Annotated in this window: 16 protein-coding genes; 9 read left to right on the forward strand and 7 right to left on the reverse strand. The window is 69.0% G+C overall.

The features are described from left to right. Window position 1: 1 nt before the first annotated feature. A complete protein-coding gene (locus ABLE38_RS07545) occupies window positions 2–1,195 on the reverse strand; it encodes an acetyl-CoA C-acyltransferase (protein WP_348973541.1) in 1,194 nt (397 codons plus the stop codon). A 100-nt stretch (window positions 1,196–1,295) separates the two neighbouring features. Between ABLE38_RS07545 and ABLE38_RS07550 the strand changes: the two genes are divergently transcribed. Next, window positions 1,296–1,658, forward strand: coding sequence for a DUF427 domain-containing protein (locus tag ABLE38_RS07550; protein WP_348973542.1), 363 nt, complete (start codon window positions 1,296–1,298; stop codon window positions 1,656–1,658). Here the strand turns inward: ABLE38_RS07550 and ABLE38_RS07555 are convergent. From ABLE38_RS07555 to ABLE38_RS07575, 5 genes are all read right to left on the reverse strand, one after another. Then, the gene (locus ABLE38_RS07555) at window positions 1,648–2,436 is read right to left on the reverse strand and encodes a crotonase/enoyl-CoA hydratase family protein (protein WP_348973543.1); all 789 of its coding nucleotides are present in this window, start codon (window positions 2,434–2,436) and stop codon (window positions 1,648–1,650) included. The two genes, ABLE38_RS07550 and ABLE38_RS07555, sit on opposite strands and share 11 nt — an antisense overlap. A gap of 34 nt (window positions 2,437–2,470) precedes the next feature. Beyond that, window positions 2,471–3,070, reverse strand: a complete 600-nt coding sequence (locus ABLE38_RS07560; protein WP_348973544.1) for a response regulator transcription factor — start codon at window positions 3,068–3,070, stop codon at window positions 2,471–2,473. A 61-nt stretch (window positions 3,071–3,131) separates the two neighbouring features. Beyond that, entirely contained in the window at window positions 3,132–4,013 is an 882-nt protein-coding gene (locus tag ABLE38_RS07565) for a transposase (protein ID WP_348973545.1), read from the reverse strand. Next, window positions 4,001–4,948, reverse strand: coding sequence for a hypothetical protein (locus ABLE38_RS07570; RefSeq protein ID WP_348973546.1), 948 nt, complete (start codon window positions 4,946–4,948; stop codon window positions 4,001–4,003). The genes ABLE38_RS07565 and ABLE38_RS07570 overlap by 13 nt, the downstream gene beginning before the upstream one ends. Continuing rightward, window positions 4,945–5,109: a hypothetical protein gene (locus ABLE38_RS07575; RefSeq protein WP_348973547.1), complete on the reverse strand. Its 165-nt coding sequence runs from the start codon at window positions 5,107–5,109 to the stop codon at window positions 4,945–4,947. Before ABLE38_RS07575 ends, ABLE38_RS07570 begins: the two co-directional genes overlap by 4 nt. 118 nt (window positions 5,110–5,227) lie before the next feature. Between ABLE38_RS07575 and ABLE38_RS07580 the strand changes: the two genes are divergently transcribed. Then, complete coding sequence (locus ABLE38_RS07580; protein WP_348973548.1) at window positions 5,228–5,668, forward strand: PaaI family thioesterase; 441 nt, start codon at window positions 5,228–5,230, stop codon at window positions 5,666–5,668. Continuing rightward, window positions 5,665–6,039: a PaaI family thioesterase gene (locus ABLE38_RS07585; protein WP_348973549.1), complete on the forward strand. Its 375-nt coding sequence runs from the start codon at window positions 5,665–5,667 to the stop codon at window positions 6,037–6,039. Before ABLE38_RS07580 ends, ABLE38_RS07585 begins: the two co-directional genes overlap by 4 nt. A 104-nt stretch (window positions 6,040–6,143) precedes the next feature. Here ABLE38_RS07585 and ABLE38_RS07590 read toward each other — a convergent pair whose 3' ends face one another. Continuing rightward, on the reverse strand, window positions 6,144–7,379 hold the full coding sequence (locus ABLE38_RS07590) for a PQQ-dependent sugar dehydrogenase (RefSeq protein ID WP_348973550.1): 1,236 nt from the start codon (window positions 7,377–7,379) through the stop codon (window positions 6,144–6,146). Window positions 7,380–7,511: 132 nt separating this feature from the next. Here ABLE38_RS07590 and ABLE38_RS07595 point away from each other — a divergent pair, with 132 nt between their 5' ends. The 6 genes from ABLE38_RS07595 (at window position 7,512) to ABLE38_RS07620 (ending at window position 14,872) form a co-directional block, all read left to right on the forward strand. Continuing rightward, window positions 7,512–9,443 carry a S9 family peptidase gene (locus tag ABLE38_RS07595; protein ID WP_348973551.1) on the forward strand — a complete coding sequence of 644 codons (1,932 nt, stop codon included), beginning with the start codon at window positions 7,512–7,514 and terminating at the stop codon, window positions 9,441–9,443. A 94-nt stretch (window positions 9,444–9,537) separates the two neighbouring features. Next, a complete protein-coding gene (locus ABLE38_RS07600) occupies window positions 9,538–11,421 on the forward strand; it encodes a S9 family peptidase (RefSeq protein ID WP_348973552.1) in 1,884 nt (627 codons plus the stop codon). A gap of 293 nt (window positions 11,422–11,714) precedes the next feature. Next, a complete protein-coding gene (gene rimP, locus ABLE38_RS07605; RefSeq protein WP_348973553.1) occupies window positions 11,715–12,299 on the forward strand; it encodes a ribosome maturation protein RimP in 585 nt (194 codons plus the stop codon). Beyond that, window positions 12,299–13,918, forward strand: a complete 1,620-nt coding sequence (gene nusA / locus ABLE38_RS07610; RefSeq protein ID WP_348973554.1) for a transcription termination factor NusA — start codon at window positions 12,299–12,301, stop codon at window positions 13,916–13,918. The genes rimP and nusA overlap by 1 nt, the downstream gene beginning before the upstream one ends. Next, the gene (locus ABLE38_RS07615; protein WP_348973555.1) at window positions 13,918–14,145 is read left to right on the forward strand and encodes a 4-oxalocrotonate tautomerase family protein; all 228 of its coding nucleotides are present in this window, start codon (window positions 13,918–13,920) and stop codon (window positions 14,143–14,145) included. The genes nusA and ABLE38_RS07615 overlap by 1 nt, the downstream gene beginning before the upstream one ends. Beyond that, complete coding sequence (locus ABLE38_RS07620) at window positions 14,126–14,872, forward strand: DUF448 domain-containing protein (RefSeq protein ID WP_348973556.1); 747 nt, start codon at window positions 14,126–14,128, stop codon at window positions 14,870–14,872. The genes ABLE38_RS07615 and ABLE38_RS07620 overlap by 20 nt, the downstream gene beginning before the upstream one ends. The last annotated feature ends 3 nt before the right edge of the window (window positions 14,873–14,875 follow it).

Genomic DNA, 14,875 nt, shown 5'->3' on the forward strand with positions numbered 1-14,875 from the left:
GTCACGGAATCTCGAACAGGCCGGCGGCGCCCATGCCGCCGGCGGTGCACATCGAGACGACGACATGGCGCACCCCGCGCTTGCGGCCCTCGATCAGCGCGTGGCCGACGAGGCGGCTTCCGGTCATGCCGAACGGATGGCCGATCGCGATCGCGCCGCCATTGACGTTGAGCCGCTCGGGATCGATGCCGAGCGTGTCGCGGCAATAGAGGCACTGGCTGGCGAACGCCTCGTTGATCTCCCACAGCCCGATATCCTCGATCCGGAGCCCGGCGCGGGCGAGCAGCTTGGGCACCGCGAAGACCGGGCCGATCCCCATTTCCTCGGGCTCGCAGCCGGCGACCTGGAAGCCGCGATAGATGCCCAGGATCTCCCTGCCCTCGGCCTCGGCAGTCCCGCGGTCCATCAGGACCTGCGCGGCGGCGCCATCCGAGAGCTGGCTGGCGTTGCCGGCGGTGACGAACCGGCCCTGCTGGACGAACTGGCCGTCCTTCCAGACGGTCTTGAGCGTGCCCAGCACTTCGGCAGTGGTGCCGGCGCGGATGCCCTCGTCCTGCGTCACCGTCACGGTCTCGCTGCCGGTGCGATTGCCTTCCTTGTCGTAGAGCGCCTTGGTGACGGTGATCGGTGCGATCTCCTCGGCAAAGGCGCCCTTTTCCAGCCCCGCAGCAGCCCGCTGCTGGCTAATCGCGCTGAACTCGTCCTGGGCCTGGCGCGAGATGCCGTAGCGCTCGGCGACGATCTCGGCGGTCTCGATCATCGGGATGTACGCGGCGGGCACCTTGTCGGTGACCGACCGGTTCACGTAGCGCGGCGCATTCTGCATCGTCAGGCTGATCGATTCCATGCCGCCGGCCAGCGCGACATCGATCTCGTCGGTCATGATCGAGCGCGCGGCCAGGGCAATCGCGGTCAGCCCCGAGCCGCATTTGCGGTCGAGGCTGAAGGCGGGGACGCTGTGCGGGATGCCGGCGGCGAACAGCGCCATCCGCGCCATGTTGGCGCCCTGCGTCCCCCATTGGTTGCCCATGCCGTAGAACACGTCGTCGATGCGCGCGGGATCGATGCCGGCGCGCTCGACCGCCGCGTTCATCACGTGCGCAGCGAGCACCGGCGCTTCGGTGTCGTTGAAATAGCCGCGCCCCGCCTTGCCGATCCCGGTACGCGCCGTCGAGACGATCACAGCTTCACGCATAGCGGCATTCTCTCCGAGTTTTAGAAAGTGCGGTATGGCTCCACATCCGCGCGTTTGCAATGGCCGTCACCCGCCCCATATCCCCGCCTGGAGGTGGCATATGGTGAGCAAGCCGATACTGGTCCCGAATTCCGAGCATCCGATCACGATCACGCCGAGCGACGCGCATGTCGTGGTGCGCGCCGGGGGCAAGGTGATCGCCGACACCAGCCGCGCGCTGGAACTGCGCGAGGCGAACTACCCGCCGGTCTTCTACATTCCGCGCGAGGACGCCGACATGGCGCTGCTCACGCGCACCGACCATGCGAGCTATTGCCCGTACAAGGGCGACGCCGCCTATTATTCGGTGCCGGGCGGCGAGAATGCGGTGTGGAGCTACGAATCGCCCTATGACGCGGTCGCGCCGATCCGCGAGCATCTCGCCTTCTATCCGGACCGGGTGGAGATCAGCGTCAGTCGATGAAATTGGGCGGGCGCTTCTGCATGTTCGCCATCACTGCCTCGATCTGGTTGGGGGTGCGCAGCAGGCCGGCCTGCTCGCGGCTCTCGGCGAGCAGCGTTTCACCGGCATCCGCCTCCAGATTGGCGAGGCGCTTGGCGGCGCGGATCGCATGCGGGTTGCGGCCGGCGATCGCGCGGGCGAGCGCCAGCGCCTCGGCATGCGGATCCTCGGCGATGCGGGTGACGAAGCCGGATGCCTGCGCCTCGGCTGCGTCGAACTCGCGCGCGGTATAGGCGAGCTCGCGCAGCACGTCGTCGCGGACATTGCCGCGCCACAGCGCATAGCCGGCCATGTCGGGCACGATGCCCCATTTCATCTCCATCACCGACAGCCGCGTGCCGGGCGCGGCGATGCGGATGTCCGCGCCACTGGCGATCTGCAGCCCGCCACCGAACGCCACGCCGTGGATCGCAGCGATCACCGGCACGGCGAGCGTGCGCCAGCCCCAGGCGACCTGCTGGAAATCGTTGGCGAGCCCGTGGGTGCGCGCGGCGATATCGAGGCCCGATCCGCCGCCCAGCCCGCTCTGCGCCATGCTCGCCATGTCGAGTCCGGCGCAGAAGCCGCGCCCCTCGCCCGACAGCACCGCCGCGCGCAGCCCGGGCGCCTGCTCCAGCCGGGCGATCGCATCGATGATCCCCGCGAACATCGCCGGATCGAGCGCATTGAGCTTGTCCGGCCGCGCCAGCCGCACATCGGCGACGCCTTCGCTGATCTCAATGGTGACGCGCGCTTCCATGCTCTTCTCCTTTGGCGCGACCCTAGCGCGGCGATCAGGCCGCGCACAGCCGATAGCCGCGCCCCTTGTCGGTGATCAGCATCGGCGCGCCGAAGCCGCGATCGAGCTTCGCGCGCAGCCGCGATACATGGACCTCGACGACATTGGTGCCCGGATCGAAGCCCAGCCCCCAGACCGCGGCGAGCAGCTCGGCGCGGCCGCTGGGGTGCTCGCCCCGGCGCAGCAGGTGGAGGAGCAGCGCATATTCGCGCGGGAGCAGCGGGATGGCGTGCCCCGCGCGCGTCACCCGGCGCTCGACCGGATCGATATGGAGCTCGCCGAGCACGATCTCGGGCCGCTGGCGTATCCGGGCGGCGAGGCGCGCGGCGATCTCCTCCGATCCGGCCGAGCCCGGCACGGCGTCGTCCGCACCGGCATCGAGCGCCGGGGCGATGCCCGCCCCGTCCGGCAGCACGAGCAGCAGCGGGCCGAGCCAGCCCTGGGCACGGATGCGCGCCACCTGGTCGGCAGCCCCCGCGAACAGCGCCGCCGCCGCCGCCACGCCCGGTGCATAGGGCACCAGCCCCAGCCCGCGCTCCGCGGCGGCCTGGGCAAGGTCGGGCATTTCCAGCGCACAGGCGACAAGCACGGTCACCGCATGACGGTTAACCGCGATTGCTCCGGATCGGCGGCAACCATGTCCGGTTCGGAGACGGTTATGGCCCGGCCAGGCGGGCCCGCGCATGCCCCGCGACGAAGCGATCGCGATCGCCGGCGGCGCGGGCGAGCAGCATGGGCGCCTCGTCCGGCAGCGCCGAGGCGAGCGCATCGAGCGCCGTCACCCGCATCCGCGCGCAGGGATGGCGGCGGGCGAAATCCTCGGCGAGGTCGATCCCATCGCCGAGATGGACGGCGAGCGCGACCAGCGCCTCCGCGGCGGTGACGGTCAGCCCGGCCGCGATCGTGCCGCTGGCGATGTCGAAGCGATATTGGTCGAGCCAGGGCTGGGCGGGATCGGAGCCGAGGATGTTGAGCGAGACCGACATGCTGTCCGGCGGCAGCTGGACATGCACGTCGCGCCGCATCCGGTAGAGCATCAGCTTGCCCGGATCGAGCCGCGTCCGCTCGACGAAGCGCAGTCCCGCGTGCTCGCCCGGCAGCCCGGCGAGGGGCGCGACGTCATATTCATAGTCATCGCTCCAATAGCCCGGACCCCGATAGCCCCAGGTGAGGAAGGGGAAATTATGGTCGTGCGGCAGGTCGTAGAAGAACGCGGCCGGGCCAGAGGCGCGGGTGAGCGAGTCGTGCCGGGCCGGCCAGAAATTGGCGCGCAGCACGAAGCGGCCATTGGGCGGGCGTAGCAGGAAGACCTGCGCGCCATAGCCGTTGCCGGCATGCTGCGCGGCGCAGCGCGTCTTCAGTTCCTCGATCGCGAGATCGGCGAGGAAATCGGCGTTGCGCCCCAGCCGGGCGAGCCACGGCCCCCAGCTGGCGAAGCCATCCTCGTCGCGCGCATCGACGGGATTGGCCTCGAGCGCCTCGACCAGGTCGTCGAGCCCGATCGCGCCGCCCTGGCCGGGGTCGATCAGGCGGGGCATGCCAGCCTCGGCCGGACCAGCGCCAGCGCCTGAACGGCAGCGGCGCGCACTTCGTCGTGCGCATCCTCGGCGGCCATGGCTTCGAGCCGGGGCAGCGCGGCGCGGGCATCGAGCGCCAGCCATTCGCGCATCGCCGCCCAGCGCAGGTGAAAGGCAGGGTCGCGCGTCGCCTCCTCGAAGCGCGGCGCGGCATCGGCGCGGCCGGCGAGGCGGAGGAAGGCGAGCAGCATTTCCGCGCGCGAAGCGCGATCGTCGCCGCTCGCCACCCGGAGCAGCCGGCCGTCGTCAGTGGCATGCTCGCGCATCAGCGGCGCAGCGCCGGCACGGATCGTCACGACGAGCGTGACCAGGTCGCCCTGCGCATCGGTGACCAGCTGCGCCTCGCAGCGCCCGTCGATCGCATGGACCTCGCCGTCCGCCAGCCGGAGCGGCGGCGCTTCGGCGCAGGGCGGCGCGGTCTCGGCGCGGAAGTCGGGGCCGGCGAGCGGCGCGCGCCAGCGGCGCAGCGTCGCGTTGCCGGCGCGGACATAGCGCGTCACCGCCAGCCTGCCCGAAAAGGTGACGCTCGCCGGCACGCCACGGCCTCGCATCGCCGCCGCGCTGCTGTGGCAGGCCGAGAGCGAGACGGCGGGACTGTCGAACAGCACCAGCCCGATCCGGGCGCCGTCGCGGCTCGCCTTGAACGGCGGCTCGAACAGCGGCTCGGCGGCGAGCGCCGCGACCAGCGGGGCGAGCAGCTCGGCGGCCCAGCCGCTCGCGGCGAGCAGGTCCGTCGCGCGGGCCAGCGCCGTGCCGGGATCGTCGAGCGGGCAATCGGCGAACCGCGCCTCGAGCGCGCGATACGCGGCGCCCTGCCGCCAGGCCCGCACCGCTGCGCCACCGCCCGCGCGCGCGGCAAGGATGGCCGCGCGGGTGGTATCCTCCACGCCGTTCATCGTACGCCGGGCGCGATCTCGTAGATCAGGATGGCGATGCCGACCACCAGCTCGAACAGATCATCATCGCCCACCGTGCCGGCGATGCTCAGCGTGCCGTGCAGCGCGACGCGCGTTCCCAGTTCGACGATCCCGCCAAGGTCGATGCCGATCAACTCCATGCGCCCCTCCCATTGCTTCCCGCCTCGAAGGGGTAAGGCGGCGCGGATCTGGTGCATGTTACAACGATGTAATTGCCGCCATTTGCGTGCTTTCCCGCACCGCGCTAGGGCCGGGCGCATGACCGACACGGCCATATCCGGCTTCGATCCCCAGCGCTTCTTCTCGCTGCGCTATGCCAGCCATGGCAGCCGGCTGGGCGTCGCCTATCGCGCGCACGGGCCCGACTGGGCCGAGCTCGAGCTGCCCTATCGCGAGGACATGATCGGCGATCCGGCTTCGGGCGTGCTCGCCTCGGGCCCGATCCTGGCGCTGATGGACATGGCGACCGCAGTCTCGGTGTGGCTCAAGGCCGGCGCCTTCCGCCCGCAGGCGACGCTCGACCTGCGCATCGACTATCTGCGCCCGGCGACGCCCGGCCGCACCGTGATCGGGCGCGGCGAATGCTACCGGATCACCCGCTCGATCGCGTTCGTGCGCGGGCTGGCGCATGACGGCGATCCCGAGGATCCGCTCGCGCACGTCGCCGGCACCTTCATGGCGACGGAGGGATACCGGTGATCCTGCCGCCCTATGCCGAGCTGCTCGGCCTCAGCATCGAGCCGGGCGAGGACGCGCCGGTGTTCGTCATGCCGTTCGGCGAGGATGTGCTCGGGCGCCCCGGCTTCCTGCACGGCGGCGCGATCGGCGGGCTGCTCGAGATGGCGGCGGTCGGCGCGCTCAAGCAGGCGCTCGGCGGCGAGGACGCGCAGGTCAAGCCGATCAACATCACCGTCGACTATATGCGCGGCGGCCGCGACAAGCCGACGCGGGCGCGCGGCTCGGTCACCCGGCTCGGCACCCGCGTTGCCAATGTCGAGGCGATCGCCTGGCAGGACGAGCCCGACCGGCCGATCGCCGCGGCACGGATCAACTATCTGATCGTGCGCTGACTTTTTGGTGGGATCGGCACCAGCCCGCTCCCCCACCCGGCCTCCCATAGGATACTGCCGCCGGGAGGCCGGCTGGGGGAGCGGGCCGGTGCCGCATCAGATGCTCACTTCTTCGGGATGAGCTTGAACAGCCGGCCGTTGGTCTTGCCGGCATCCTCGAGCAGCCATACCGCGCCGTCCGGCCCCTGGACCACGTCGCGGATGCGCATGTTCAGCTTCCACTGATCGGCCTTGCTCGCCTTGTCGCCGCTGAGCGCGACGCGGATCAGCCCGCGATCGGACAGCGCACCGATCAGCAGCGAGCCCTTCCACTTGGGGAACATGGTGCCGGTATAATAGACCATCCCGCCCGGCGAGATCGACGGGTTCCAGAAGACCTTGGGCGCCTCATAGCCGTCGCCGGCCTTGTGATCGGGGATCGGCGTGCCGTCGTAATTGTCGCCGTTCGAGACGTTGGGCCAGCCATAGTTCCTGCCCTTGACGATCAGATTGACCTCGTCGCCACCCTTGGGGCCCATCTCGACCTCCCACAGCCGCCCGCCGCCATCGAACACCAGGCCATAGGGATTGCGGTGGCCGAGCGTCCAGGTCGCGGCGGGGGCGAGGTTCGGCCCCTCCACCGTCTGGGCATGGCTGGGCGCGGTCCTGGCGAGTTCGGTGTTCTTGGGCGGATCGGTGACCGTCACGGTCGGGCTGCCCTGCTTGCCCGCCCAGGGATTGCCGGGGGCCGGCTTGCCGTCGAGCGTCAGGTGCAGGATCTTGCCCAGCGCCTGGTTGGGATCCTGCGCCGGGGTGAAGCGCTGGCGCTCGCCCGAGGTGAGGAACAGCGACTTGCCGTCGGGCGCGAAGGCGATGACGGCGCCGAACTGGCCGCCCTTGCCGTCCGATCCCGCGCGCCACAGCACCTGCGGATTGGTCAGCGTGGGTGTGGCGCCGTCGAAAAAGGTCGCGCGCGCAAGGGCCAGGCTCGATCCCTCGGGGCGCGGCTCGGCATAGGTATAGTAGACGAGATGGCTCTTCGCGAATTCGGGCGCGGGGATCACGTCGAGCAACCCGCCCTGGCCCTGGAACACGACATCGACGCTGGCGAGGGTCTGCTGGGTCTTGCCGTCGGCCGAGACGAGCAGGATCTTGCCCGCCTTCTCGGTCACCAGCATGCGGCCATCGGGCAGGAACGCCATCGCCCAGGGCGAATCGAAATCGGCGACCTGGGTCATGGTGAAGGGCGCGGCGTCGGCATCGGCGGCGGGCGCCTGCTGCTGGGCCGAAGCGCCCGAACCGGCATTGCAGGCGGCGAGCAAGGCGAATGCGGGCAGCGCCAGGCGAAGTTGCGATTGCATCGGGTCGACCCTCTTTGTTTCCGCGGTGCCAACGCGCCACGTCCGCGCCGGCTCCCCACGATCCTGGTGCCAATTCTGCTTGCAAGCCAGGCTGCTGCCAAGAGATGCTGGCAGGATACGGGGGGCACGACGATGCGGGGCAGGATTTTCAAGGCGCTGGCGCTGGCCGGCGCAGCGGCGCTGGCGGGCATCGCATCGGCGGCGGGGCCTGATCTCGCCGTGCCGACGGCGGCCGATCTGGGCGCTCGGCCGGTGATGATCGATCTGGTGATCTCGCCGGACGGCCAGCACGTCGCCGCCGAGGCGCGGCGCGGCGACAAGCAGGTGATCCTGCTGACCGAGGCCGATCCCGCCAAGTCGATCGAATCGCACGTCGTGCAGATCCCGGAGAATTTCGACATCCGCTGGGTGCGCTGGGCGGGATCGGGCAAGGTGCTGATCAGCCTGCTCACCACCGGCAAGGCGTTCGGCATCGACATGCCGATCACGCGGCTGATCGAGATGGACGTCCGCACCACCCAGACCAGCTTTGTCGGGCTGAAGGAGCTCGGCCTGCTCGGCGACGACGTGATCTATGTCGATCCGGCCGGCGGCTTCGTGCTGCTCAACGCCCAGCCCAGCCTTTTCGACTATCCGGCGGTCTACCGGATCGACCTTGCCACGCTGAAGGCCGAGCGCGTCGTCAAGGCGCAGCAGGGCGTGTGGAGCTGGTATGCCGACGACAAGGGCGTGGTGCGCGCGGGCGTGGGCAGCGAGGACAAGAAATGGTGGGTCTTCTACCGCGAGCGCGCCGACCAGCCGTTCGAGCGGACCAAGCGGCGCGAATATGATGACGACGATGTCGGCATCGACAAGTTCCTGCCGCTGGGCGGCAGCGACACCGGCTATGCCGTGGCGGCGGGAAAGAGCGGGCGCTTCGGCCTCTACAAATATGATTTCCGCGCCGATGCGATCGGCGACCTGGTCTATGAGAATCCCGAGGTCGACATCGACGATTTCGACCTGAAGGACGGCGTGCCCAGTGCGGTCTATTTCACCGACGACCGGCCCCAGATCGAGTGGTTCGACCCCGCGCTCAAGAAGCTCCAGGCACGGCTCGACCATGCGCTGCCCGGCCGCGCCAACCGCGTGATCTCGCGCAGCGCCGACGACATGCGCCTGCTCGTGCTCAGCAGCTCGGCCGAGGACCCCGGCACGGTCTATTTCTTCGACCGCAAGGCCAATCGCATGTCGCCCTTCGCGGCGCTGTACGAGCCGCTGATCGGCAAGCGCCTCGCCCCGATGGAGCCGGTCCGCTACCAGGCGCGCGACGGGCTCGAGGTGCGCGGCTACCTCACGCTGCCGCCGGGCCGGGATGCCAAGGGCCTGCCGCTGATCGTCATGCCGCATGGCGGCCCGTTCGCGCGCGACAGCTGGGGCTATGATGCCTGGGTGCAGTATCTGGCGAGCAAGGGCTATGCCGTGCTCCAGCCCAATTATCGCGGCTCGACCGGCTTCGGAAAGGCGTTCGTCGACAAGGGCGTCGGCCAGTTCGGGCGCGGCATGCAGGACGATGTCGACGACGGCGTGAAATGGCTCGCCGCGCGCGGCACGGTGGATGCAAAGCGCGTCTGCATCATGGGCGCATCCTATGGCGGCTATGCGGCGATGCTGGCAGCGGTGCGCAATCCCGAAATCTATCGCTGCGCGATCAGCTTCGCCGGGCTGTCCGACGTCGCGGCGCAGCTGCGCTACGACCGCAAGTCGTTCGCCGCAAGCCGCTATTACCGCAACTGGCGCGACAAGGTGCGCGGCGACAAGGATTTCGAGCTCGACACGATCTCGCCGCTCAAGATGGCGGAGAAGATGACCGTGCCGATCCTGATCGCGCACGGCACCAAGGACCGCACCGTGCCCGTCGCCCAGTCGCAGAACCTGCACGACGCGTTGCTCAAGCTGAAGCGGCCGCACGAGTTCGTCCTGTACAAGGACGAGGCGCACGGGTTCAGCAATCCCGCCAACGCCACCGACTTCCTCAACCGCGTCGGCGCCTTTCTCGACAAGCACAACCCCGCGGGATTGTAACGGTGCCGTTTCAATAAGTTGCGCAAATCTACGGTATTGCGCAACTTTCGTTCTTTCCCCATCCTCGCGCTCGGGACTCGGGTGGGGTTTGTTGATGGCGTATCACTGGGCAGCTGCCGCCGCACTGGCGGGCATTCTCGCGTTCACCGGATCGGCGCGGGCCGATAGCGATCGCGCCGCGCCGAGCGCCGCCGAGCTGCTCGGGCCGCCGGCGATCGAGGAACCGATCCTCTCGCCCGACGGCACCAGCATCGCCGCGCGGATCGCGCCCGAAGGCCGGCTTGCGCTGTTCGATCCCGCGCATCCCGATCATGCCCCGCGCGCGCTGCCGATGCCCGCAGGCGAGCGGCTCGACTGGTTCCTGTGGCTGGCGCCCGGCCAGCTGCTCGCCAGCCTGACCCGCGACGGCGAGCGGCCGACGACTCGGCTGGTCCAGGTCTCCTCGGGCAGCGGCCAGCTGCGCCAGCTCGGGGCAGAGCGCAGAATGGGCCCGGGCGAGCTGCTCCATATCGATCGCAATGCCGGCTTCCTGCTGTTCAAGGCTCCAGACCCGCGCCGCGACGCGCCCGCCGTGTACCGCGTCGACCTGGCGAGCGGCGCCGTGACGCTTGTCGTCGCCGCGCAGCCGCACGTCCGCGACTGGGTGGTCGACGGCGCCGGCGTGGTCCGCGCCGGCATGGGCGAGAAGAACGACAAGTCCTGGCTGCTCTATCGCCGCGGCGAGGGCGACCGGTTCAGCAAGGCGAGCAACGGCGCGCGCGACACCGATCCGGACGCCGCGCAATTCGCGCCCGTCCAGGGCAGCGACCAGGGCTATGTGCTGGCCGAGGCGCCGTCGGGCCGAATCGCGCTCTATGGCTATGACTTCCGCCGGGGCCGGCTCGGCGCGCTGGTCTATCAGAACGACAAGGCCGATCTCGACGGGTTCGAGCTCGGCGCGAACGGCAAGCCCGCCGGCGTCGCCTATACGGACGACCGCGACCGGATGCTGTGGTTCGACGCGGCCGCCCGCACCCGCCAGGCGGCGATCGACTCGGCGCTGCCCGGGCGCACCAACCGGATCGTCTCGGCGAGCGACGACCAGCGCCGGCTGCTGGTCTACAGCGCCGCGGCGAGCGATCCCGGCGCCTATTATCTCTATGCCGAAGGCCGGATGCAGCGCCTTGCCGCGATCAACCCGGCGCTCGACGGCAAGCCGCTCAGCCCGGTGACGACGATCGCCTATGCCGCCCGCGACGGGCTCGGCATCCAGGGCTATCTCACGCTGCCGGCGGGCCGCGATCCGCACGGCCTGCCGCTGATCGTGATGCCGCATGGCGGCCCCTATGCGCGCGACAGCTGGGACTATGATCCCTGGGTCCAGTATCTCGCCGGCAAGGGCTATGCCGTGCTCCAGCCCAATTATCGCGGCTCGACCGGCTTCGGCCGCGAGATGACCGCGCGCGGCGACGGCCAATGGGGCCGCGGCATGCAGGACGATGTCGATGACGGGGTCGCCTGGCTGGCAAAGCAGGGCACGGTCGATGCGAAGCGCGTCTGCATCATGGGCGCCTCCTATGGCGGCTATGCCGCGATGTGGGCGGCGGCGCGCGACAAGGGGATCTATCGCTGCGCGATCAGCTATGCCGGCATCTCCGACGTGCGCGCGCAGCTCGATTTCGACCACAAGACCTTCGAGGAGCGCGCCTTCCGCGCCTGGCGCCACCGCATCCAGGGCAATGCGCCGTCGCTCGAATCGCTCTCGCCGCTCCGCTATGCCGCCGGCCTGAAGATGCCGATCCTGATCGCGCACGGCACTGCCGACCAGACGGTGCCGGTCGACCAGTCCGAGCGGCTGCACGACGCGCTGACCCGGCTCGGCAAGCCGCACGAGTTCGTCGAGTATCAAGGCGAGGACCATACGATGCACGATCCCGCGCACGAGGCGGATTTCCTCGGCCGCGTCGGCGCGTTCCTCGACAAGCATAACCCGAGCTAGGTGTTAATTCCTCCCCGAGCTCGTCTCGGGGAGGGGGACCATTCGCGCAGCGAATGGTGGAGGGGTCGCCGCGAACGCGGCGGTGCCCGCCGCGCCCCTCCACCCCCGCCTTCGGCGGCGGTCCCCCTCCCCCAGGCAAGCTGGGGGAGGAATTTTCGGGAATCCGAAGCCCCTTGCCCACGCCTGGCCAAGTGCGTATATCGCAGGTGCTTTCTCGACATCGTCAAACATGCCGAGGTCGGGGCCCGCAGGGCTCCGGCGCTGAAGCTGCTTGACCAATCCCGGAGTGCCGCGTGGCGAATATTGCCGACATCACCAAGCTGATCGAACCCGAAGCCAAGGCGCTCGGGCTCGCGCTGGTGCGCGTCAAGATGTTCGGCGGCACCAGCGATCCGACGCTGCAGGTGATGGCCGAGCGCCCCGACACGCGCCAGCTGACGATCGACGATTGCGCCGACCTGTCGCGCCGCATCTCGGACGTGTTCGACGCGCTGGAGGAAGCGGGCAAGGACCCGTTCGACCACGCCTATCGACTCGAGGTCAGCTCGCCCGGCATCGACCGGCCGCTCACCCGCGCCCAGGACTTCGAGGACTGGAAGACGCACGAGGCGCGGCTCAACCTGGTCGAGCCGCTCGAGGACGGGCGCAAGCAATTGACCGGCGACCTGATCGGCGCCGAAGGGGACATGATTTCGATCGATGTCCGCAAGTACAAGGTGGTCAGCGTTCCGTTCGGCGCCATCGCCGACGCCAAGCTGCTGATGACCGACAGGCTGATTGCCGCAACCGCGCCCCTCTCGTCAGCGGGAGCTGACGAGTTCCAATATCAAGCGCCCACCGAGGGCGCAGACGAATACGAAGCAGAGGAAAACGACTGATGGCCACTGCCATTTCCGCGAACAAGGCCGAGCTGATCGCCATCGCCGATTCGGTCGCGAAGGAAAAGCTGATCGACAAGGCCATCGTCATCGAGGCGATGGAAGACGCGATCCAGCGTGCCGCGAAGAATCGCTACGGCATCGAGAACGACATCCGCGCCAAGCTCGACCCCAATTCGGGCGACCTGCGCCTGTGGCGCGTCGTCGAGGTGGTCGAGGCGGTCGACGATTATTTCAAGCAGGTCGATGTCGCCCAGGCGCAGAAGCTGCAGAAGGGCGCTGCCGTCGGCGACTATATCGTCGATCCGCTGCCCCCGATCGAGTTCGGCCGCATCCAGGCCCAGGCCTCGAAGCAGATCATCTTCCAGAAGGTCCGCGACGCCGAGCGCGAGCGCCAGTATGAAGAGTTCAAGGACCGCCAGAACGAGATCATCACCGGCGTGGTGAAGCGCGTCGAGTTCGGCCATGTCGTCGTCGACCTGGGCCGCGCCGAGGGCGTGATCCGCCGCGACCAGCAGATCCCGCGCGAAGTCGTCCGCGTCGGCGACCGCGTCCGCTCGATCATCCTCAACGTCCGCCGCGAGAACCGGGGCCCGCAGATCTTCCTGAGCCGCGCGCACCCCGAGTTCATGAAGAAGCTGTTCGCGCAGGAAGTGCCCGAGATCTACGACGGCATCATCGAGATCAAGGCCGCTGCCCGCGACCCGGGTTCGCGCGCCAAGATCGGCGTCATCTCGCATGATTCGTCGATCGATCCGGTCGGTGCTTGCGTTGGTATGAAGGGCTCGCGCGTCCAGGCGGTCGTGCAGGAAATGCAGGGCGAAAAGATCGATATCATCCCCTGGTCGCCCGATACCGCGACGTTCGTCGTCAATGCGCTGCAGCCGGCCAATGTCAGCCGCGTCGTGATCGACGAGGAAGAGGACCGCATCGAAGTCGTCGTTCCCGACGACCAGCTGAGCCTCGCCATCGGCCGCCGCGGCCAGAATGTCCGCCTCGCCTCGCAGCTCACTGCCAAGGCAATCGACATCCTGACCGAGACCGACGCCAGCGAGAAGCGCCAGGCCGAGTTCGTCGCGAATTCGGAGACCTTCCAGAACGAGCTCGACGTCGACGAGACGCTGGCCCAGCTGCTGGTCGCCGAAGGCTTCAGCAGCCTGGAAGAAGTCGCCTATGTCGAGCTCGACGAGATCGCCTCGATCGAAGGCTTTGACGAGGAGCTCGGCCAGGAGCTGCAGAGCCGTGCGCAGGAAGCGCTCGAGCGCCGCGAGGAAGCCAATCGCCAGACGCGCCGCGACCTCGGCGTCGAGGACGACCTCGCCACCATGCCCTACATGACCGAGGCGATGCTGGTCACGCTCGGCAAGGCGGGCATCAAGACGCTCGACGACCTGGCGGATCTCGCCACCGACGAGCTGGTGCAGAAGAAGCGCGCCGAGCCGCGCCGCCGCAACGAGGATGCGCCCAAGCGCGAGCAGGACAAGGGCGGGATCCTCGCCGAATATGGCCTGAGCGACGAGCAGGGCAACGAGATCATCATGGCCGCCCGCGCCCATTGGTTCGAGGACGACGCACCCGCCGCGACCGAGACCGCCGAAGCCGCGGAGGGCGATGCCTGATGCCGTTCATCGACATCCGTCTGGCAGGTTCGGCCACGCGCGAGCAGAAGGCGCTGATCGTCGAGGACGTGACGCGCTCGATGGTCGAGCGGCTAGGCAAGCCGGCGGCTGCCGTGCAGGTCAATATCACCGAGCTCAGCTTGGAGAATTACGGCGCGGGGGGCCAGCTGATCGCTGACCGCAACGCGCCGGTGCAGGGAGACGCGCATGCGGAACCCTCACAATGATACCGCGCCGGTAAAGACCAGCAAGGAAGCGGTGGACGGTCCCGTCCGCCGCTGCATCCTCTCGGGCGAGCGCGAGCAGCGCGACGGATTGATCCGTCTCGCGCTCTCGCCCGATGGCGACGTGCTGCCCGATGTCCGCGCCAAGGCCCCGGGCCGCGGCGCCTGGATCGGCGTGACGCGCGCCGAGCTCGATGCCTCGGCCAAGAAGCTCAAGGGTGCGCTGTCGCGCGCGTTCAAGACGAACGACATCACCATTCCTGCGGACCTGGGCGCGCGCATCGCCGAGCAATTGCAGCGCGGCGTGCTCGATCGCCTCGGCCTCGAGTTCAAGGCCGGCCATGTCGCGATCGGCGGCGACCGCATCCAGGAAGCGGGCCGCAGCGGCCGGCTCCACCTGCTGCTCCACGCGAGCGACGCCGGCGAAGACGGTGCGCGCAAGCTGGCCCAGGCATGGCGCGTGGGCCGCGATCAGGAAGGAAGCGGGCTCAAGGGCTTAACATTGCCCATCTCGCGCACCATATTGTCCTTGGCGCTAGGCCGCGAAAATGTGGTACATGCCGGCTTGACCGACGCCAAAGCAGCCGCCCGGACGCGCGAAGCGCTCGATCGGTGGCTGCACTTTATCGGACCCGATTCCACTCCCCGCCCTTGCGAAACCGCTTCGCAAGGCGCATCGGCGCTTCCGTCGGAAGCGTCCGTAGACGAACGACAGACTGAAGGACTTTAGGCC

This window comes from Sphingomonas sp. KR3-1, from assembly GCF_040049295.1.
GTDB lineage: Bacteria > Pseudomonadota > Alphaproteobacteria > Sphingomonadales > Sphingomonadaceae > Sphingomonas.